A 21,522-nucleotide genomic window follows, 5' to 3' on the forward strand; every position below is an offset into this window, starting at 1 on the left:
ATGGCATCTACATCAGATATTAGAAAAGGATTATGCATCAGGTATAACCACGATATTTTTAAAATTATTGAATTTTTACACGTTAAACCAGGCAAAGGTCCTGCTTTTGTGCGTACTAAATTAAAAAGTGTCACCACTGGGAAAGTAATAGATAATACTTTTTCGTCCGGACATAAAATTGAAGATGTTCGTGTAGAGACCCGAACATACCAATTTCTTTATGCGGAAGGGGAAACCTATCATTTTATGAACACCGATGATTACAACCAAATTACACTTCAAGAAAGTTCTCTTGACGCTCCAGGATTATTAAAAGAAGGAGAATTGGTAACCATTTTGTTTAATACAGAGGATAGTATGCCCTTGTCCGTTGATATGCCAGCTAGTGTTATTTTGGAAGTTACCTACACAGAACCAGGAGTAAAAGGAAATACAGCTACTAATGCTACTAAACCTGCAAAGGTAGAGACTGGAGCTAGTGTGAATGTTCCGTTATTTATTAATGAAGGAGATAAAATTAAAGTGGACACAGAGAAAGGCGCTTATATGGAGCGTGTAAAAGAATAGTCTAGTTAATCAATCATATTAAGGTGTTTAACTGTTGGAGGGTACTCTGTGATTTGTTAAACACCTTTTCTAATTTCTTTTTATGAAATTTCCCATCCCTTATTCTTTAAAGCAAGTTGCGGCAATAATAAATACCCGTTATGTTGGGGCAGAAGATTTCCCTGTGTTGGGAATGAATGAAATTCATGTTGTGGAACATGGGGATATTGTTTTTGTTGACCACCCCAAATACTATGACAAGGCCTTAAACTCTAAGGCAACCATTGTGCTTATCAATAAGGAAGTAGATTGCCCAGACGGAAAGGCGCTTTTAATTTCTGACGATCCTTTCCGTGATTTCAACACCTTGACAAGCTTTTTTAGGCCTTTCGAAAAATCGTTAAATACCATTTCTCCAACTGCTAAAATTGGAGCACATACAACTGTACAGCCCAATGCTTTTATCGGGAATAATGTGGTGATTGGAGAACATTGTACCATTCATTCTAACGTCTCCATATATGATAATTGTGTCATAGGCAACCATGTTACCATTCATTCTGGTACTGTCTTGGGGGGAGATGCTTTTTATTACAAAAATCGTTCTACCGGATATGATAAATTGTTGTCTGGTGGAAGGGTAGTGGTGGAAGATTATGTAGATATAGGGGCTTTGTGTACTATAGATAAAGGAGTAACGGGGGATACCACTATTAAAAAAGGTTCAAAATTAGATAATCAAGTACATGTAGGCCATGATACCGTAATAGGAGAAAAATGTCTTATAGCTTCACAAACAGGCATTGCTGGCTGTGTAGTTATTGAGGACGAAGTCATCCTTTGGGGACAAGTAGGTATAATAAGTGGTATCACTATCGGACAAAAAGCAGTCGTTATGGCACAGAGTGGTGTATCTAAATCCTTGGAAGGTGGTAAAAATTATTTTGGCAGTCCAGCTGAGGAAGCAAGGGAGAAATTAAAGCAGTTAGCATATGTAAAGCAAATCCCTTCCATATTAGATAAATTGAAGGACAAATAAGCAGGGTAATACTTTAGAAATCGTTTTTTAAGACATATTTTTGTAAACCAAAAAATAAACCAAATATAGAATGAGCGTTTTAGTTAATAAGGACTCGAAAATTATTGTACAAGGTTTTACGGGTAGTGAAGGTACATTTCACGCCGAACAGATGATAGAATACGGAACCAATGTAGTCGGAGGTGTAACTCCAGGAAAAGGGGGACTAGAGCATTTGGGAAGACCTGTTTTTAATACTGTTGCGGAAGCAGTAGAGAAAGTAGGAGCGGATACGACTATTATTTTTGTTCCACCTGCATTTGCTGCAGACGCCATTATGGAAGCTGCCGAAGCGGGAATTAAAGTTATTATTACCATTACTGAAGGGATTCCTATAGCTGATATGGTGAAGGCTTACGACTACATAAAAGGTAAAGATTGCAGACTGATAGGTCCTAACTGTCCTGGCGTAATTACTCCAGGCGAGGCAAAAGTAGGTATTATGCCAGGTTTTGTATTTAAAAAAGGAACTATTGGAATAGTATCAAAATCAGGAACATTAACATACGAAGCTGCTGACCAAGTAGTGCGTCAAGGATTGGGGATAACTACAGCCATTGGAATTGGTGGTGATCCAATCATTGGTACCACCACTAAAGAAGCCGTTGAATTATTAATCAACGATCCAGAAACTGAATGTGTGGTCATGATAGGAGAGATTGGTGGTCAATTGGAAGCTGATGCTGCCCATTGGTACAAAGCCAGTGGAAGTAAAAAACCAATTATTGGATTCATTGCAGGTGAAACAGCTCCTGCGGGAAGAACAATGGGCCATGCAGGTGCTATTGTTGGTGGTAGTGATGATACTGCCCAAGCCAAAAAGCGCATAATGAGGGAGTGTGGAATTCACGTGGTAGATTCCCCTGCGGAAATTGGTCTTAAAGTAAAAGAAGTATTAGGGTCATAGTTGTCCTAAAAATGTATAGGATTCAGGTAATGAATCTCAAAAAAATCCCTATTGTTCTGAATTAAATTCGGGAGAAATAGGGATTTTTTTCGCCTTATCTGAAACATAGCCTATATTTGAATATCAACTTAAGTAAACAATGAAATCACATGAAACTTCTCGAAGGAAAAAATGTTATTATTACAGGTGCCAGTAGGGGCATAGGTATGGGAATTGCCAAGGTTTTTGCAGATCATGGTGCCAATGTAGCCTTTACCTATAGTTCTAGTGAGGCTCCTGCCCTTGAATTGGAAAAAGAATTAATGGCCAAAGGTGTTAAGGCCAAGGCCTACAAGAGTAATGCTGCCAGTTATGAGGACTCGGAACAATTGGTTGCCAAAATATTGCAAGATTTTGATTCCATAGACGTCTTAATAAATAATGCGGGCATTACCAAGGATAATTTGCTGATGCGTATGTCCGAAGATGATTTTGACACTGTAATAGAAATCAATTTAAAATCAGTTTTCAATATGACCAAGGCGGTACAACGTACTATGTTGAAACAACGCAAAGGATCTATCATCAATATGAGCAGTGTTGTAGGTGTTAAAGGGAATGCTGGCCAGACCAATTATGCCGCTTCAAAAGCAGGAATGATAGGATTTACAAAATCGGTAGCTTTAGAACTCGGTTCCAGAAACATTCGTTGTAATGCTATTGCTCCTGGATTTATTGAAACGGAAATGACCGATAAATTAGATGCTAAGGTAGTTCAGGGATGGAGAGATGGGATTCCACTTAAACGTGGTGGATCTCCTGATGATGTTGCAAATGCCTGCTTGTTCTTTGCCTCTGACTTATCAGCTTATGTAACCGGACAAGTTCTAAATGTTGATGGGGGAATGCTCACGTAGACAAAGAAGTTAATATCATAGGTAGTGTACCTTTTGTGTTAAAACAAAATATAATACAATGAGGTTCTAACTTCTGGCTTTAGAATGAATTAAAAAACGATATGCAAACATCTTCAGTACTATATATTTTGCTCGCAGCTTTGCTCGCATTCCCTATAGTATATGTCCAGTATTTTTACAAGAACAAAGGGAGTAGGAAACTAAGAATTTTCCTCTCCCTTTTACGTTTTTTAGCCATTTTTGGTCTTCTCTTAGTGTTGATAAATCCGAAATTAGCAAAAACAGAATACGAGATAGAGAAGTCTAATTTGGTGGTATTGGTAGATAATTCTACCTCTATAAAAAAAGCTAATACAAATACCAATGTAGATTCTCTCTTAAGAAAAATAACGGGCAATAAGAGTGTTTTAGACCTATTTAACCTTCAAACCTTTAGCTTTGGTAATGGCATAGAAACTTTGGATAGCTTAAATTTCACAAAAAAGAGCACCAATATTTCAGATGCATTAAAATCCCTTAACACCTTATTTGATGCCTCCAACACAGCGGTCATTATGATAAGTGACGGAAACCAGACTGTTGGGGAGGATTATGAATTTTACGGTTCTCCAAAAAAAGTTACGGTATATCCACTTGTTGTAGGGGATACGGCGACATATGATGATATTAGAATTTCTCAGGTCAATGTCAATACATATGCTTTTCTTAAGAATAAATTCCCCTTGGAAACATATGTTGCTTATGAAGGTGAAGGCAGTGTAAATACCGTTGTTCGGATTATGATAGAAGGAAAGGTAGTTGCAACAGAGACTATGACCTTTTCAAAAACGAATAATTCTAGAAGACTGAGTACACTACTTGAGGCAAAAACGGTTGGAGTCAAGGAGATAAAAATAACTGTAAGTCCATTGGAAAATGAAAAAAATGTTTCCAATAATGTACGGGAAGTAGCCTTAGAGGTAATCGATGAAAAAACCAATGTAGCTATCATTTCAGATATGCTTCATCCAGACATAGGGGCGCTAAAAAAAGCAATTGAAAGTAATGAACAACGCAGTGTAGATATATTAAACCCGAACACAAACGTTGATAAATTAGAAGATATTGATCTGTTTATTTTATATCAACCCGTACCTTCTTTTAAGCCTATTTATGACTTTATAGAAGTTAAAAGGGCACAGGTTTTCACTATAACAGGAACAAAAACAGATTGGCGTTTTTTGAATTCAGTTCAAAATAGTTTCGAAAAGAATTCCTATAATCAAGTTGAAGAAATTTTCCCGATATTAAATTCCAATTTCACCATTTTCAATAATGCTGAATTTTCTGTATCTAATTTTCCTCCTCTTGAAAGTGATCTCGGCGAAATTCTTATTATAAAACCCAACGAAACATTAATAAATCAACGCATCAAGGGCGTAGACGTTAGACAACCACTTTTGACGGTCTTAACTAATGATTCTAGAAAAGAGGCAGTCTTATTTGGTGAAAATATATGGAAATGGAGAATGCAAAGTTTTAGAAATGACAATGGATTCAATAATTTTGATGAATTAATTGCCAAGCTTGTGTTGTATTTGGCAACCAATAAATCGAAGGAACGCCTAACCGTCGATTATAATGTAATTTTCTCTGGTGCGGGTGAAGCTAAAATTAAAGCTTCTTTCTTTGATAAGACCTATATTTTTGACACCAATGCTTCTTTGTCCATAACAATCAAACGGCTTTCAGATAACTTTATACAGGAAATACCTTTCTTATTGAAAAATGGTTATTACGAGGTAGACTTAGAAAATTTCATCAGTGACTCCTATGAGTTTAAGGTAAATGTTAAAGATGAAACCATTTCAAAAACAGGTGGGTTCAAGATTCTAGATTTTGATATTGAAAAACAATTCTTATCCAGCAATTATAAAAAAATGGGAAGATTGGCGCAAAATACTGGTGGGAGTCTTTTTTATCCAATAGAGGTAGATAGTTTACTATCTAGGCTGATTACTGACAAACGTTATCTTCCTACCCAAGTAAGCAGCCAAAATGTCGTATCTTTAATTGATTTTAGAATCTTATTGGCTATAATTGTAGCCATTTTGACAGCGGAATGGTTTTTGCGTAAATTTAAAGGATTAAGTTAAATTAAATATAGAAAATGGACAAATTACCTAAGATTGCAATACCTGCGATTATTACTATTATTTTACTGGTTATTTTAATAACTAAATCTGCTGTTACCATTGGATCAGGTAAGGCCGGCGTTTTATACGAAACTTTTGGAGGAGGTGTCGTTACTGACGAACCCGCCCTGGGTGAAGGTTTTCATATTGTAGCCCCTTGGAACAAGGTATTCATCTATGAAGTACGACAACAAGAAGTATTTGAAAAGATGAACGTACTTTCTTCTAATGGATTGAATATTAAATTGGATGCTTCTGCATGGTTTGAACCTAAAAGAGAGTTTTTGGGGAAACTGCACCAAGAAAAAGGTGAAGAATACGTTCAACGCGTTCTATTGCCATCCATACGATCAGCAGCAAGAAGTGTTGTAGGTCGTTATACCCCTGAGCAATTATATTCCAGTAAAAGGGATGCCATACAACAGGAAATTTTTGAGGAGACCAGAAAAATCGTAGATGGACAGTACATTCAATTAAATGAGATTTTGGTGCGAGATGTAACTTTGCCAGCAACTATTAAAGAAGCTATTGAGCGTAAGTTAAAGCAAGAACAGGAATCTTTGGAATATGAATTTAGACTGGTGACCGCTGAAAAGGAAGCGGAAAAAGTAATTATAGAGGCCCAAGGTAAAGCAGATGCAAACAGAATTTTAAGTGCATCCCTAACCGATAAAATCCTTCAGGACAAAGGTATAGAAGCTACCTTAAAACTATCCCAATCACCAAATAGCAAAGTAATCGTTATTGGTTCTGGAGATGGTGGATTACCTGTCATTTTAGGGAATCAATAGTATTTTAACATATTTGAAACAAATTGTGAGACATAAATTTTTCAAGAATAAAAATTAGTATTATTTTTGTATCATTATGAAAAAGTATAGCGTACAGCATCATCATTTCTTTACTTGCAATCAGGCGAGCTAGAAATGTATTGTTGTAACAAAATATATTCTAACCCGTTTGAGCAATCAAACGGGTTTTGTTTTTAACATCCTGTTTATTTGTTCAGGCCAAAAACAAAAATTAAGCACATGAAAAAAATTAGAATTGCTATTCAAAAAAGTGGACGGCTAAATGAAGATTCCCTACAAATCTTAAAGGATTGTGGTATATCCATTGATAATGGAAAAGATCAACTAAAGGCCTCTTCAAGAAATTTCCCCTTGGAAGCCTTTTATCTTAGAAATGGCGATATACCCCAGTATCTAAGGGATGGCGTAGTGGACATAGCTATTATAGGTGAAAATGTTTTGATAGAGAAAGGGCAGGACCTTATAGTAGCCGAAAAACTAGGTTTTTCTAAATGCAAGGTTTCCTTGGCAATACCAAAATCTGTAAAATATAATTCCATAAAGGATTTTGAAGGGAAAAGGATTGCCACATCTTATCCAAATACGGTAGAAAATTATTTAAAGGAAAAAGGAGTTAAAGCGGAGTTGCATATTATCAATGGCTCAGTTGAAATTGCGCCCAATATTGGACTGGCAGATGCTATTTGTGACATTGTTTCCAGTGGCAGCACTCTTTTCAAAAACAATTTAAAAGAAGTAGAGGTGATGCTTCATAGTGAAGCTGTTTTGGTGGTCTCTCCGCAAATTTCTGAAGAAGGAAAGATACTCTTGGAAAAACTGCGTTTTAGGATTCAATCGGTTCTTAGAGCAAGGCAATCTAAATATGTACTATTAAACGCTCCAAATGAAAAATTGAAGGATATTATTGCTCTTTTACCAGGAATGAGGAGTCCAACAGTATTGCCATTGGCAGAAGAAGGGTGGAGTTCAGTGCATACGGTTATCAATAAAGATAAGTTCTGGGAAGTAATCGAGGAATTAAAAGAGGCTGGAGCAGAAGGTATTTTAGTTTGTCCAATTGAAAAAATGGTCCTGTAATGAACAAAATATATAATCCCGAAAGAAAAGAATGGGAAGCTATTTTAAAAAGGCCAACACAAGAAGTTGCCGACATAGAAGGGATTGTCAATCAAATCTTCAAAGAAGTGAAAGCAGATGGTGATGCCTTGATAACCAAGTATACCAAACAGTTTGATGGAGTTTTCCTGAAAAATATCAAGGTTACGGAAGCAGAAGTTAAGGAAGGTATTGCTTTAGTTTCTGAGGAACTTAAACAAGCTATTCTACAGGCAAAAAGTAATATTGAGGTTTTCCATAAGGCGCAACAAACTCCAAAAGTGGATGTAGAAACTACAAAAGGGGTTCAATGTTGGCAAGAAAAACGTCCAATTCAAAAAGTGGGACTTTACATTCCTGGAGGAACAGCACCTTTGTTTTCGACCATTTTAATGTTAGCAGTTCCTGCTGCCATTGCCGGTTGTAAAGACGTAGTCTTATGTTCCCCTCCCAATAAGGAAGGAAAAATTAATCCAGCCATATTGTATACTGCCAATCTATGTGGTGTGACCCAGATTTTCAAAGTTGGGGGTATCCAAGCTATTGCAGGGATGACCTTTGGAACGGAGTCCATTCCAAAAGTGTATAAAATCTTTGGACCTGGAAACCAATATGTGACAGTTGCAAAACAAATAGCCACCAAATATGGCGTAGCCATAGATATGCCTGCCGGACCCAGCGAGCTATTAGTGATGGCCGACGATACTGCTGATGCGGCATTTGTAGCTTCTGATCTATTGAGTCAGGCTGAACACGGTGTGGATAGTCAAGTAATTTTGGTCTCTACTTCCAAAAAACTGATAGAAGAAGTAGAAAAAGAGGTGGGAATCCAAATTGGAGTTCTTCCTAGAAAGGAAATAGCAGTAAAGGCCATTGCCAATAGTAAATTGATCTTTGTAGAGAATGAACAGACTGCTATTGACCTTATTAACGAGTATGGTCCTGAGCATTACATTCTTTGTGTTAAAAATGAGGCATTCTTTTTGGATAATACCTTAAATGCAGGTTCAGTATTTATAGGTAATTATACGCCAGAAAGTGCAGGGGATTATGCCTCAGGTACTAATCATACCTTACCTACTAATGGGTATGCTAAACAATACAGCGGGGTGAATTTAGATAGCTTTATGAAAAGTATGACTTTCCAAAAAATTTCAGATAAGGGTATCCAGGCAATTGGAAGGACCATAGAGGTAATGGCAGAAGCAGAAGGGTTACAGGCACATAAAAATGCAGTTACCCTCAGGTTACAAAGTTTGATTAACAATTAAAATATTTGGATCTAGTGCGAAGCGCAAAGATTCTGGAAATTTGTCCTTGTGACGTAGACTATGAAAATTGAAATAAATATAAACAACTTGGTAAGGGAGAATGTAAAAGGACTAAGTCCATATTCTTCTGCAAGGGATGAATATGTGTCTGATGGCTCCCAAATGGTGTTTTTAGATGCTAATGAAAATCCGTTTGAAAATGGGGTCAATCGATATCCTGACCCACAACAACGTTCATTAAAAGCAGTCCTAGCGGCTAATAAGGGAGTATCTTCATCTCAAATTCTATTGGGAAATGGCAGTGACGAGGTGCTCGATCTAATTTTTAGGGCATTTTGTGAACCAAAAGAGGATAATGTCATATCCCTACCACCAACCTATGGCATGTACAAAGTGCTTTCTTATATCAACAATATTGAAAATAGGGAAGTATTGTTAACCGAAGATTTTCAGCCCAATATCGCAGAAATCTTTAAAGTAAAAGATGAACATAGCAAACTCTTATTTATATGTTCACCAAACAATCCCACAGGTAATGGCATATCAAGTGCCATTATCCGTGAATTATTGAATAGATTTCACGGATTGGTAGTCATAGACGAAGCTTACATAGACTTCTCCAGCGATGTCAGCTGGATAACTGAGTTGTCAAATTACCCAAATTTGATAGTTACCCAGACACTTTCAAAAGCATATGGTTTGGCGGGGATTAGACTAGGAATCTGTTTTGCTTCAGAAGAAATAATAGCAATCCTTAATAAAATTAAACCACCATATAACATTAATGAACTTACTCAGCAGCGAGCTCTTGAAAGAATCGAGGATTTAGAAAGGGTAAACAAAGAAGTTTTAGCCATTTTAAAAGAAAGAGATGCGCTCTATAATGTTTTGGGAAGTATTGATTTTGTTGAAAAAATATATCCATCGGATGCTAATTTTATCTTAACTAAAGTAGATGACGCTACCAAAAGATACCATCAACTATTAAAGGCAGGTATTGTGGTTCGGAACAGGACTACCCAGCCCCTCTGCGAGAACACTTTAAGGTTTACTGTAGGAACTGCTAAGGAAAATAAGAAATTGATAAAACTATTAAAGAAAATAGATAACCAATAATAAAGAAGTCCAATCCTTAATTTTGAAGGACATTGGCTGTGAATTTATGAAAAAAGTATTATTTATAGATAGGGATGGCACTATCATCAAGGAAACGATTGACGAGCAAATTGATGCCTTTGACAAAATGATCTTTTATCCCAAAGTATTTACTTTTTTGGGTAAAATTGCGAAAGAGTTGGATTATGAATTGGTTATGATTACCAATCAGGACGGCTTGGGTACAGATGTTTTTCCTGAGGATACTTTTTGGCCAGTGCACAATTTTATCCTTAAGGCTTTCGAGAATGAAGGGGTAGTCTTTGATAAGGTATTCTTGGATAGAACCTTCCCACATGAAAATGCACCAACCAGAAAGCCTGGGACCGGTTTGTTGACGGAATATTTTTCTGCCGATTATGATTTAGCGAACTCCTTTGTGATAGGGGATAGATTAACTGATATAGAATTGGCAAAGAACCTTGGAGCCAAAGGAATTTATATCAACGACAATACCAATTTAGGTCCTGGGGAAATCACTGTAAAGCATGAAGAACTTAATGATGTGATAGCCTTGGAAAATAACGACTGGGAAAAAATATATGAGTTCTTAAAATTGAAGGATAGGGTTTTCGAAATTAACCGTAAGACCAATGAAACCGATATATTCATCAAATTGAATCTGGACGGTACTGGGAAAAGTAATATCAAAACCGGAATCGACTTTTTTGACCATATGTTAGATCAATTGGCACGACACGGTCAAATGGACCTTGATATTAATGTAAATGGTGATTTGGAGGTAGATGAGCACCACACCATTGAAGATACAGCAATAGCCTTAGGAGAGGTATTCCATAAGGCCTTGGGTAATAAACTGGGAATAGAAAGATATGGGTTCTGTTTACCAATGGATGATTGTTTGGCACAGGTGGCAATAGATTTTGGTGGCCGTAACTGGTTGGTATGGGAAACAGAATTTAGACGTGAAATGATAGGGAAAATGCCTACTGAAATGTTCTTTCATTTTTTTAAATCTTTTACTGATGGAGCGAAAGCTAATTTGAACATCAAAGCAGAAGGCACTAATGAACACCATAAAATTGAGGCTATTTTTAAAGCCTTCGCGAAGGCCATCAAAATGGCGGTGAAGCGGGACGTGGAAAAAATGGTTTTGCCTAGCACCAAGGGGGTGCTGTAATATTAAAATAATTGATTAAAGGGTATATGGAATCGGTTAAATAATTTAGTGATTCAATATAGCTCCTAAATCATACACATAAAAAATGAAAATAGTTATCATCAACTACGGTGCTGGAAATATTCAGAGTATCAAATTTGCAATAAAACGCTTGGGCTATGAAGCCGTTTTAAGTGATAATGTAGCCGAAATAAAAGCTGCGGATAAAGTCATCTTCCCTGGAGTGGGAGAAGCAAGTAGTGCTATGAAAAAGCTACGCGATAGTAAACTGGATACTATAATCCCAGATCTAAAACAACCGGTATTGGGAATATGTTTGGGCATGCAGCTTATGTGTCATTCTTCGGAAGAAGGAAATACCCAAGGTTTGGGGATTTTTGATGTGGATGTAAAGAAATTTTCAAACAAGGTAAAAGTGCCACAAATAGGGTGGAACCAGATATCCGATTTAAAAACATCTTTATTTAAAGATATATCCGAAAAGGAGCATATTTACTTGGTACATAGTTATTATGCCCCTATTTGTTCTGAAACCATTGCTGTATCCGAATATGATGTACGATATAGTGCAGCTTTGCGGAAGAATAATTTTTACGGGACTCAATTTCACCCAGAAAAAAGCAGCACGATTGGTGAAGTTATCCTCAAAAATTTTCTAGAAGTTATTTAAAAAATGGAAACGTACGTATCTACCAATAAAGAACAGTTGGACATCACTAAAATTCACCGATATATCAGTGAAGATTCTTATTGGGGAATGAAAAGATCCCTTGAAGATGTACAGAAAACAATTGACAATTCGTTCTGTTTTGGTTTGTATTCCGAAACAAACGAACAATTGGGCTTTGCTAGGGTAGTGACAGATTTTGTAGTATTTGCCTATGTGATGGACGTACTTATATTTAAAGACTCTCAAGGTAAAGGATTGGGATATAAATTAATATCACATGTGATGAATAGTGATGCTTTAATTGAGATAAAGACCTTTGCTCTGAAAACTAAAGATGCCCACTCGCTTTACGAGCGTTTTGGATTTGAAAAAATAGGAAACTCTACACTTTGGATGACCAAGGACAACGTAGTTCTTTAATAAATCAGTAAAATGAGAATAATACCTGCAATAGATATCATAGATGGTAAGTGTGTCCGCCTTTCAAAAGGAGATTACAATACTAAAAAAATATACAATGAACACCCTCTAGAGGTTGCTAAGGAATTCGAGGCCCATGGTATTGAATATCTGCACTTGGTTGATTTGGATGGTGCAAAATCTAAACACATCGTGAACCATAAGGTTTTGGAGCAGATTGCTGCAAATACGTCATTAAAGATAGATTTTGGTGGGGGTCTTAAAACCGATGAGGACCTGCAGATTGCGTTCAACAGCGGTGCCAAACAAATTACTGGAGGTAGTATTGCTGTTAAAGACAGGGACACCTTTATCAATTGGATACAAAAATATGGTGCCGATAAAATAATTCTAGGTGCAGATGCCAAAAATGAAAAGGTAGCTGTTTCTGGTTGGTTGGAAGATTCCAATGAGGAGTTAATACCTTTTATCCAATCCTATCAGAAAGAGGGTATTTCCTGTGTAATTTGCACAGACATCAGTAAGGACGGTATGTTGGAAGGTCCATCGTTTGATCTTTATAGCAAAATATTAAGGGAAGCAGGGCCAAAACTGAAGCTTATTGCCAGTGGGGGAATTTCCACTTTTGATGAACTGCCCAAATTGGCAGAAATGGGCTGTGAAGGCACTATTATAGGAAAGGCAATATATGAAGGCCGTATCTCAATGAAACAATTGGAAGACTTTGTCTTAAAATATAACTAAAGCAATAGTAAAGCTCAAAGTGGAAGAGTATTCTTTCATGTAAAACGATATTAGAATGTTAACAAAACGCATTATTCCTTGTTTGGATATTAAAAATGGACGCACCGTAAAAGGCATAAACTTTGTCGATTTACGTGATGCTGGCGATCCTGTGGAACTCGCTGAGATTTATGCAAGGACCGGAGCAGACGAATTGGTTTTCCTTGATATTTCTGCTACAGAAGAAAGAAGAAGAACCCTAGCCGATCTAGTGCTCAGGGTGGCTGAAAAAGTAAATATTCCCTTTACCGTTGGCGGGGGAATATCTTCCATTGAGGACGTTGATATTTTATTGCATAACGGGGCAGATAAGGTTTCCATTAACTCCTCTGCGGTAAAAAATCCTGGATTGATCAACGAATTGGTTGCTAAATTTGGATCTCAATGCATCGTGGTTGCCATAGATGCAAAAGAAATAGATGGAGAGTGGATTGTTCATTTAGTAGGAGGAAAAGTACCTACTACATTGAATCTTTTTGAATGGGCAAAAGAAGTGGAGCAAAGAGGCGCCGGAGAAATATTATTTACCTCTATGAACCATGATGGAACCAAAAATGGGTTTGCTAATCAAGCCTTGGCCAAATTGTCCACCGAATTGAATATTCCAATTATTGCATCGGGAGGAGCAGGCAATATTCAGCATTTTACAGATACCTTTATAGAAGGTAAGGCAGATGCTGCATTGGCCGCAAGTGTTTTTCATTTTAAGGAAATAGAAATAAAGAATTTAAAGGAAGAATTGAGAAAAAATAATATTCCTGTGCGTCTTTAAGTAGCCTATTTAATATTAAGTAAAGGTAGAGATAAGATTAAGTATACTATTTGTTATTAGTATATTATAAAAAAAATTGTATGAAAATAGATTTTACAAAAAATTCAGATAGATTAGTACCCGCCATCATACAGGATGCGAATACCAAGAATGTTTTAATGCTTGGCTACATGAACGAAGAGGCGTACCAAAAAACATTGGATACCAAAACTGTTACCTTCTTTAGTAGAACTAAAAATAGATTATGGACCAAAGGGGAAGAGAGTGGTAATTTCTTAAAACTGATCAATATTCAATTGGACTGTGACCAAGACACCTTGCTGATCTCGGTAGATCCCATTGGCCCTACCTGCCATAAGGGTACTGATACTTGTTGGGGCCAAGAAAATGTGCAAGACTTTGGGTTTATTTCCGGTTTGGAAGAAATCATCCAAAATAGAAAAAACCAAGCGGAAGGTAAGGCTCCCATTGAAGAAGGAGCAAAGCCTAGTTATGTTTCTTCACTTTTTCAAAAAGGCATTAATAAGGTAGCCCAAAAAGTTGGTGAAGAAGCTGTTGAAGTGGTTATTGAGGCTAAAGATAATAACGATGGACTTTTCTTGGACGAGAGTGCCGATCTGCTGTTCCATTACCTCATATTATTGCAGGCAAAAGGATTTAAATTAAATGATATCGTGGAGGTTTTAAAAACTAGGCAGAAGAAATCATAACCACCACACAACAAAAACTTTTAGCAATTCCCCATTGAATTTTTTTAGCCAAACCATGGGGGAATTTTTATTTGCCAATCGGGAATCTAAATCTATCTTAAAATCTTGATAGGAGTTCCAATGTAGATCAGATGTCGGACTTTCCGGCCATTGCTTTTTATAGGGAATATAAAACAAGGAAAAATTTCTCCTAAAGGTTGAAAAAGTTTCTTGGGACATCCAGTATCCAGCAAAACAACTATTATTTAAGGGTAAAAAGCTGGGATTTTGTAATCCTAAAGGAAGAAAAACCTGCGCCTTAAAACAAACCTTATGATCAAGACTTTCATGATCAATATTCATATCCCTCAATACCGTGCTTCCTTCTTGTGAATGGAGCAAAGGAATTTGCTGGTGTTTTATTTTTTCTTTTTTGTCATAAAAAGTATCCCTTTTGTTGGGCCCTATCAATTGATGTATTGGATTGGCAACAGTAGGGTCTAAGATGTAAAACTTATACGTAAGCTCTACATGCAACATCTTATTTTCTTCTAAGTCCTTCAAAATAAAATCAATTTCACCCAAACTAATTTTATCTTTTCTTATCGGGATATTATAGGCGAGTACCCTGTAGCGAGGCGAATGTTCGACAAGTTGAAGGAAAACACGTTCCATTTGATGACCTAATCTTATATTTTCTGGAATTGAATCAATCTTTAAATCCTGTAAATCAATTTCTGGGAAGTCAAATTGCTCTAGTCCGTCATAATTTCCATACCACAAGGGCGGTGTTTTAAAAAAGGTTACAAATTTTGAAAGGTTTTCGGGATTCATACGATGCTAAAGTAGGGTAAAGCGTTAAGTTTTCTTTAAAAAATAATGGGTCTCTTCCAAATGTATTAATTTTATAGCATGGCTATGAACAAAAGAAAAGGATTTCGTTTTTCTAATTACAAGTCACCGGACCAAACTCCATTCGAGAAGCTTTTTGAGATATTCAAAGAGTTGATTACACATACTTCAGGAGATGTGGATGAAGCGTTAGATTGGTTACGGGAGCTCGATAAGGAATACGAACTTACAGATGAAAATTACACCATTGAAGACTTTATTGAAGATCTAAAAGCAAAAGGATTTTTAAGAGAAGAATTCGAAGACGGTGGAGGAGAAGGAACAGGGGAAGGCAATGGGGATTTATCCATTACTGCTAAAATGGAGCGTGTTATTAGACAAGCCGCTTTAGACCAAATTTTCGGAAAACTAAAACGCAGTGGCTCAGGAAACCACAAAACTGGCAAATCTGGAAGGGGAGACGAGCATACAGGGGAATTCCGGGAATATCGCTATGGGGATGGATTGGAACATATTTCCATGACCGAAAGTTTAAAAAATGCCCAAATTAACCATGGGATGGACAGCTTTGCCCTAAGCGAAGATGATCTTGTAGTAGAGGATACTCAATACAAAGCTCAGATGAGTACTGTACTTATGATTGATATTTCCCACAGTATGATCCTTTATGGGGAAGATCGCATTACGCCTGCAAAAAAGGTAGCAATGGCCTTGGCTGAACTTATTACCACACGTTATCCCAAGGATACCTTGGAAATTTTAGTGTTTGGTAATGATGCTTGGCCAATTCCCATAAAAGATCTCCCGTATTTGAAAGTGGGACCGTACCATACCAATACTGTTGCTGGATTACAGTTGGCCATGGACATACTTAGAAGAAGGAGGAATACCAATAAACAGATTTTTATGATCACCGATGGCAAACCTAGTTGTCTGAGAATGCCAGACGGCACCTACTATAAGAATAGCGTTGGCTTGGATGATTATATCGTGGAGAAATGTTATAATATGGCCAGGCAGGCTAGAAAATTACACATTCCAATCACCACCTTCATGATTGCCCAAGATCCTTATTTAACCCAGTTTGTGCGACATTTTGCAGAAGCTAATAATGGGAAGGCCTTCTTTACAGGATTAAAAGGTCTAGGAGAAATGATTTTTGAAGATTATGAACAGAACAGAAGAAAAAGATTAAAGGGATAATAACCATTACTTATTACCAAGTAGTATTTAAAAAAATATATGAAATTGAACTATAAAGAAATAAAGACACTGGGTGATCTCAAAAATACGGGATACCAAACAAAAAAAATTAAAGATGAACTTAGGGATAACCTAATACATAAAATTAAGAATAAGGAACAAACCTTTACTGGGGTTTGGGGGTATGAAAATTCTGTGATTCCAGAATTGGAAAGAGCCATTCTTTCTAGACATAATATTAACCTTTTGGGACTTAGGGGACAAGCCAAAACTAGATTGGCGAGATTAATGGTGAATCTTCTGGATGAATTTATACCCGTCGTTGAAGGATCAGAGATCAATGACGATCCCCTAAAGCCTATGTCCCGGTATGCTATGGAGCTCATAAAAGATAAAGGAGATAAAACACCTATTTCTTGGTTGCCTAGAGAAGAGCGTTTTTATGAAAAATTGGCCACCCCTGATGTAACTGTAGCAGATTTAATTGGAGATGTAGATCCCATAAAGGCGGCAAACCTAAAATTGTCCTATGCAGATGACAGGGTGATCCATTTTGGGATGATTCCAAGGGCGAACCGCTGTATTTTTGTGATCAATGAATTACCAGACCTACAAGCTAGGATTCAAGTTTCCCTTTTCAACATATTACAAGAAGGGGATATTCAGATAAGAGGTTTTAAATTGCGCCTACCCTTGGACCTACAATTTGTATTTACAGCCAATCCAGAAGATTATACCAATAGGGGGAGTATAGTAACCCCTTTAAAAGATAGGATTGGATCACAAATATTAACACATTACCCTGAGGATATAAAAACAGCTCGGAAAATTACGGAACAGGAAGCCAAGTTAGACGAAAGGCAAACTAATGTTGTTTTTGTTCCAGACATGGCCAAAGATCTTTTGGAACAAATAAGTTTTGAAGCACGTGAAAGTGAATATGTAGATGCTAAGAGTGGGGTGAGTGCCAGAATGAGTATTACGGCTTTTGAGAACTTGTTGAGTACTGCAGAACGTCGTGCCTTGAAAAATGGTGAAGACAACACTAGTATCCGTTTAAACGACTTTATGGGTATCATTCCTTCCATTACAGGAAAAATAGAATTGGTATATGAAGGTGAACAGGAAGGAGCTGGGGGTGTAGCTTCTATTTTAGTGGAGGATGCCATTAAAACATTGTTCCCTATGTATTTCCCTAAAATTGATAAATTGGAACGAAAGGAGGCCGCTGGGCCTTACGATGAACTAATCTCTTGGTTTTTTGACGGGGAAGGCTTCGAAATATTGGATGATGCCACAGATAAAGAGTATAAAAAGGAGTTGGATAGTGTACCACCGCTAAATCAATTGATAAAGGAATATCAACCAGATGCCTTAAAAGAAGACAGTTACTTTTTAAAAGAACTATTGCTTTGGGGTTTGGTGGCCCACAAGAAATTAAGCAAACATCGGTTTACCGAGGGGTATCAATTTAAAGATCTTTACGGCAGCTTTATTAACGGTCTATAAAAACCCAAAAGCCCTTTCATTATGAGAGGGCTTTTTTTATCTAATAGAAATCATCTTATTGCCAAGAATCAATATTATCATTCATATCCATAAATTTATACTCTCCTACCAATACTTTACGGTACTTAAAGGAAATTAGCGTCAAAAAAATCAACAAAATATACAAGGTAACAATCAAAGATCCTACAGGAAGGAAAGTTACTGGAATTATAGATTCATCGTAGTCCGAATAACTAGATAAGATGTAAAGGGTATCAAAAATTTGAAACACATATACGAACATAATAATGTATAACATATACTCCAAATTTCTCATTTGGGGATCAGGATATTCATTTTCTCTTACTTTAAACCACGTTACATAGAGATATACAAAATGCGCCAAGGTCAAGATTGGAAATATGTAATTGTCAAATTTAAAAAAGTAGAACTTATTAGTATAAAGACCATAAAAATTAAGAACGATAAGTGTCATCAATATCACAATGGATAATACCTTAATCATTTTCCAAGGAAAGATGCGTAGTAGTATATTCATTAAAGTAGGTTTAAGGGCGCTTGGGGTACCCCTGTTTCAAAAGCAAAACGCAATATGTTTTCATTTATTTCAAACATTTCGATGAAGTGCAAGCATTGTTGACAATACGCAAAAAAGTGTTGTGTAATGTTGCACAGTCTTCCAAGTGAAGTACTGTTATAGTTGTGAAACCTAAAAAAAAGGGTGATGAAATACTAATCGTGAAATCAAGGAAAAATAAGTCTAATATCAAATTATTAATTTTGCGATTTAGGTTTCATCTTAACCCTACCTTTAAAGCTTAAAACCGACCCATGCAAAAGGAACGCAACTATTATCTAATTGAATTACAATTCTTGGGATTCCGATACAGCGGGTGGCAGAAACAGCCCGGTCAAAAGACCATTGAAAGCATGCTCTTGAAAACTTTAAAGTTCATATTGCCTGAACGAAAATTTAAAATATTGGGAGCCGGTCGCACCGATGCAAAGGTATCTGCCCTACAAGCTGCTTTTGAACTTTTTTTGGAAGACCTACCTTTGGACGACTTAATGGAATTTAAGGATTTATTCAATAAGAACTTACCTCCAGATATAAGAATAATATCCATTTCAAATGTTGTTAAGGACTTCAACATCATTCAAAATAGCAAAGAAAAGGAGTACGTCTATTTATTTTCATTTGGCCAAAAAAATCATCCTTTTAGCGCTCCCTTCATTGCTAACATACAGGATGATTTAGATTTGGAACTGATGACCAAAGCAGCACACCTGTTTGTTGGAGATCATGATTTCCGAAATTACACCACAAGACATCAGGACAATACTAATTATAATCGCAGTATTAAAAGCTGTGAAATTCAAGAGAACACCATATTAAAGGCCAATTTTTTTCCTGAAAAAAGCTATGCGCTTCACATTGTATCAGAAGGCTTTATGCGCTATCAAGTACGTATGGTCATGGGAGCTTTAATTTCACTGGGGAAAGGTGAGTTAAGCCTTAATGATATAAAAAGAACCCTTAAGCCAGAAACTGAATTCCTATTGTCCTATGTTGCTCCAGGTTCTGGATTATTGTTGAATAGATTGGATTTTCACTAATTTTTTTGCCCACATATTCCTATCTTTAAATCATAAAATACATCGTATGTCAAAAAAGAAATCCAACTATAAAACTACCCACAAGAAACAACCTAGAGCTAACAAAAAAATAGGGAAGGCACCAGGTACGGTAACCTATTTAGGATTTAGAGAAGGACAAAAAAGCGATGTAAGTATCATAGAATTTGATGAAAATTCATATCAAGTTTACCAAACGGACGTGGTTGAAAAAATTCTTGATTTTAAGAACTCGCCCTCAACTTCTTGGATTAATGTAGTTGGATTAAGTGATGAGGCCTATATAGAAAATCTTGGCAGGACTTTTGAGTTGAATCCATTGACTATTGAGGATGCGGTGAATACCAGTCAAAGACCAAAAATTGATGAATATGAAAACTATATTTTTTGCGTTCTAAAAATGATTTATCTGGATGCCAATAATGAACTGGTAAGTGAGCATGTTGCCTTTGTACTAATGGATAAAGCTGTACTTGTCTTTCAGGAACTTAAAGAAGACGTTTTCAATGGATTAAGAGATCGTATCCATACAAAATCGGGTCGTATTAGGAGTAGGGGAGCAGACTATTTACTTTTTACCCTTTTAGATGCCATTATAGATAATTATTTTGTTGTTTTGGAGAATATCAATTCGAAAATAGAGCAATTAGAGGAAGAAGTATATGATAATCCGACTCCATATACTGCACGAAAAATCCAAGATCTCAAAAAAGAGGTTTTAAGAGTACGTAGAAGGATATTTCCAGTAAAGGAATTGATCAACAGACTTATAGAATCCGAAAACCCCTTGGTCACAAAGGACACCAAATTGTTCTTAAAGGATTTAATGGATCACTGCCTCGAAATCAATGAAAGCCTTCAGATTTATAGAGAAATGTCCATGAGTTTATTAGAGATGTACATGAGTAATGTTAGCAATAAAATGAACGAGGTGATGAAAGTGCTTACCATTATGGCATCTATATTTATTCCTTTGACATTTATAGTTGGAATCTATGGGATGAACTTTTCCTTTATGCCGGAACTAGAGTGGAAATATGGCTATTTTGTTGTCTTAGGAGTTATGTTAACTCTTTTTATTACCATGTTAATTTTATTTAAAAAGAAACGCTGGCTTTAACAAACCATTTTGTTAATACTTCCCAAATACCGTTAAAGGCCGTTAAACACCTTGACAAATATAGCTATACCACGTATATTAGGATAGTTGGACATAATAAATATCTTATAAAAGCATTCGCCTAATACGCTAATATTCTATTGGCAAATCAAAGACTACCTGTCCAAAAGTAACATCACTTTTTTTAATCCTAAAAAACATATATCGAATATGAATTATTTAAATATTAATGAAGAAAAATTATTGCCTGTCGTTGTAGAACTCAATACATTATTGGCAGACTACCATATGTACTATCAAAAACTGAGAAACTTTCATTGGAACATTTTAGGGAATAACTTCTTTGATCTTCACGAGAAGTTTGAGGAGTTATATACTGATGCAAGAGTAAAGGTAGATGATATCGCAGAACGTATTTTAACGTTAAGGTATCATCCAATGAGTAATTACAGTGAATATTTAAAAGCGTCCGCAATTAAAGAAAGCATGAATTCTCTGACCGATAAGGAAATGGTAGTAGAAATTTTAGAATCACATAGTTTATTATTAAAACAGATGACAAAGGTGGTAAATAAAGCTGATTCTATTGGAGATGAAGGAACCATTGACCTGATTGGAGCCTATATTAGAAATCTTGAAAAAACAAGTTGGATGTTGGACGCTTGGAATAAGGAAAAAACTGATAAGCTAAGGAACGCTTCTGTAAGCTAGTCTTTGAGACTAATAACAGATTCAACATTAAAAGTAATTATTAGCACAAAATATGAGCAAAGTGCTAAAATTGATAATAGAAT

22 protein-coding genes are annotated in these 21,522 nt (G+C 36.3%); 20 read left to right on the top strand and 2 right to left on the bottom strand.

What is annotated here, in order from left to right; all coding sequences use genetic code 11:
* From efp to hisIE, 15 genes are all read left to right on the top strand, one after another.
* Positions 1 to 567 carry an elongation factor P gene (gene efp / locus ABXZ36_RS07700; RefSeq protein ID WP_354614926.1) on the top strand — a complete coding sequence of 189 codons (567 nt, stop codon included), beginning with the start codon at positions 1 to 3 and terminating at the stop codon, positions 565 to 567.
* An 82-nt stretch (positions 568 to 649) separates the two neighbouring features.
* On the top strand, positions 650 to 1,585 hold the full coding sequence (locus ABXZ36_RS07705; protein WP_354614927.1) for a UDP-3-O-(3-hydroxymyristoyl)glucosamine N-acyltransferase: 936 nt from the start codon (positions 650 to 652) through the stop codon (positions 1,583 to 1,585).
* Positions 1,586 to 1,655: 70 nt separating this feature from the next.
* Positions 1,656 to 2,531: a succinate--CoA ligase subunit alpha gene (gene sucD / locus ABXZ36_RS07710; protein WP_354614928.1), complete on the top strand. Its 876-nt coding sequence runs from the start codon at positions 1,656 to 1,658 to the stop codon at positions 2,529 to 2,531.
* 149 nt (positions 2,532 to 2,680) lie between these two features.
* A complete protein-coding gene (gene fabG / locus ABXZ36_RS07715) occupies positions 2,681 to 3,427 on the top strand; it encodes a 3-oxoacyl-[acyl-carrier-protein] reductase (protein WP_354614929.1) in 747 nt (248 codons plus the stop codon).
* 101 nt (positions 3,428 to 3,528) lie between these two features.
* Positions 3,529 to 5,562: a VWA domain-containing protein gene (locus ABXZ36_RS07720; RefSeq protein WP_354614930.1), complete on the top strand. Its 2,034-nt coding sequence runs from the start codon at positions 3,529 to 3,531 to the stop codon at positions 5,560 to 5,562.
* 14 nt (positions 5,563 to 5,576) lie between these two features.
* Complete coding sequence (locus ABXZ36_RS07725; RefSeq protein ID WP_354614931.1) at positions 5,577 to 6,392, top strand: prohibitin family protein; 816 nt, start codon at positions 5,577 to 5,579, stop codon at positions 6,390 to 6,392.
* A gap of 240 nt (positions 6,393 to 6,632) precedes the next feature.
* Positions 6,633 to 7,490, top strand: a complete 858-nt coding sequence (gene hisG, locus ABXZ36_RS07730; protein WP_354614932.1) for an ATP phosphoribosyltransferase — start codon at positions 6,633 to 6,635, stop codon at positions 7,488 to 7,490.
* Positions 7,490 to 8,779: a histidinol dehydrogenase gene (hisD, locus tag ABXZ36_RS07735; RefSeq protein ID WP_354614933.1), complete on the top strand. Its 1,290-nt coding sequence runs from the start codon at positions 7,490 to 7,492 to the stop codon at positions 8,777 to 8,779. The genes hisG and hisD overlap by 1 nt, the downstream gene beginning before the upstream one ends.
* Positions 8,780 to 8,839: 60 nt before the next feature.
* A complete protein-coding gene (hisC, locus tag ABXZ36_RS07740) occupies positions 8,840 to 9,895 on the top strand; it encodes a histidinol-phosphate transaminase (RefSeq protein WP_354614934.1) in 1,056 nt (351 codons plus the stop codon).
* Positions 9,896 to 9,941: 46 nt separating this feature from the next.
* The gene (hisB, locus tag ABXZ36_RS07745; RefSeq protein WP_354614935.1) at positions 9,942 to 11,075 is read left to right on the top strand and encodes a bifunctional histidinol-phosphatase/imidazoleglycerol-phosphate dehydratase HisB; all 1,134 of its coding nucleotides are present in this window, start codon (positions 9,942 to 9,944) and stop codon (positions 11,073 to 11,075) included.
* An 85-nt stretch (positions 11,076 to 11,160) separates the two neighbouring features.
* On the top strand, positions 11,161 to 11,745 hold the full coding sequence (hisH, locus tag ABXZ36_RS07750) for an imidazole glycerol phosphate synthase subunit HisH (RefSeq protein WP_354614936.1): 585 nt from the start codon (positions 11,161 to 11,163) through the stop codon (positions 11,743 to 11,745).
* Between the two features lie 3 nt (positions 11,746 to 11,748).
* Complete coding sequence (locus tag ABXZ36_RS07755) at positions 11,749 to 12,165, top strand: GNAT family N-acetyltransferase (RefSeq protein ID WP_354614937.1); 417 nt, start codon at positions 11,749 to 11,751, stop codon at positions 12,163 to 12,165.
* Between the two features lie 12 nt (positions 12,166 to 12,177).
* Entirely contained in the window at positions 12,178 to 12,909 is a 732-nt protein-coding gene (gene hisA, locus ABXZ36_RS07760; RefSeq protein ID WP_354614938.1) for a 1-(5-phosphoribosyl)-5-[(5-phosphoribosylamino)methylideneamino]imidazole-4-carboxamide isomerase, read from the top strand.
* A 55-nt stretch (positions 12,910 to 12,964) separates the two neighbouring features.
* Complete coding sequence (gene hisF, locus ABXZ36_RS07765; RefSeq protein ID WP_354614939.1) at positions 12,965 to 13,720, top strand: imidazole glycerol phosphate synthase subunit HisF; 756 nt, start codon at positions 12,965 to 12,967, stop codon at positions 13,718 to 13,720.
* Positions 13,721 to 13,800: 80 nt separating this feature from the next.
* A complete protein-coding gene (hisIE, locus tag ABXZ36_RS07770; protein ID WP_354614940.1) occupies positions 13,801 to 14,430 on the top strand; it encodes a bifunctional phosphoribosyl-AMP cyclohydrolase/phosphoribosyl-ATP diphosphatase HisIE in 630 nt (209 codons plus the stop codon).
* Here the strand turns inward: hisIE and ABXZ36_RS07775 are convergent.
* Complete coding sequence (locus ABXZ36_RS07775) at positions 14,425 to 15,243, bottom strand: DUF1853 family protein (RefSeq protein ID WP_354614941.1); 819 nt, start codon at positions 15,241 to 15,243, stop codon at positions 14,425 to 14,427. The genes hisIE and ABXZ36_RS07775 overlap by 6 nt on opposite strands.
* A 78-nt stretch (positions 15,244 to 15,321) precedes the next feature.
* Here ABXZ36_RS07775 and ABXZ36_RS07780 point away from each other — a divergent pair, with 78 nt between their 5' ends.
* Together ABXZ36_RS07780 and ABXZ36_RS07785 are read left to right on the top strand one after the other, a co-directional pair.
* Positions 15,322 to 16,464 (top strand): vWA domain-containing protein, encoded by a 1,143-nt coding sequence (locus tag ABXZ36_RS07780; protein WP_354614942.1) that lies wholly within the window; start codon positions 15,322 to 15,324, stop codon positions 16,462 to 16,464.
* 39 nt (positions 16,465 to 16,503) lie between these two features.
* Positions 16,504 to 17,973, top strand: coding sequence for a magnesium chelatase (locus ABXZ36_RS07785; RefSeq protein ID WP_354614943.1), 1,470 nt, complete (start codon positions 16,504 to 16,506; stop codon positions 17,971 to 17,973).
* A gap of 55 nt (positions 17,974 to 18,028) precedes the next feature.
* Here ABXZ36_RS07785 and ABXZ36_RS07790 read toward each other — a convergent pair whose 3' ends face one another.
* A complete protein-coding gene (locus ABXZ36_RS07790; protein ID WP_354614944.1) occupies positions 18,029 to 18,511 on the bottom strand; it encodes a hypothetical protein in 483 nt (160 codons plus the stop codon).
* Positions 18,512 to 18,804: 293 nt separating this feature from the next.
* Here ABXZ36_RS07790 and truA point away from each other — a divergent pair, with 293 nt between their 5' ends.
* The 3 genes from truA (at position 18,805) to ABXZ36_RS07805 (ending at position 21,439) form a co-directional block, all read left to right on the top strand.
* A complete protein-coding gene (truA, locus tag ABXZ36_RS07795) occupies positions 18,805 to 19,590 on the top strand; it encodes a tRNA pseudouridine(38-40) synthase TruA (protein WP_354614945.1) in 786 nt (261 codons plus the stop codon).
* A 46-nt stretch (positions 19,591 to 19,636) separates the two neighbouring features.
* A complete protein-coding gene (corA, locus tag ABXZ36_RS07800) occupies positions 19,637 to 20,728 on the top strand; it encodes a magnesium/cobalt transporter CorA (RefSeq protein ID WP_354614946.1) in 1,092 nt (363 codons plus the stop codon).
* A 210-nt stretch (positions 20,729 to 20,938) separates the two neighbouring features.
* Positions 20,939 to 21,439, top strand: coding sequence for a Dps family protein (locus tag ABXZ36_RS07805; RefSeq protein ID WP_354614947.1), 501 nt, complete (start codon positions 20,939 to 20,941; stop codon positions 21,437 to 21,439).
* Positions 21,440 to 21,522 lie beyond the last annotated feature (83 nt).

It is taken from the genome of Sediminicola arcticus, from assembly GCF_040566695.1.
GTDB lineage: Bacteria > Bacteroidota > Bacteroidia > Flavobacteriales > Flavobacteriaceae > Sediminicola > Sediminicola arcticus.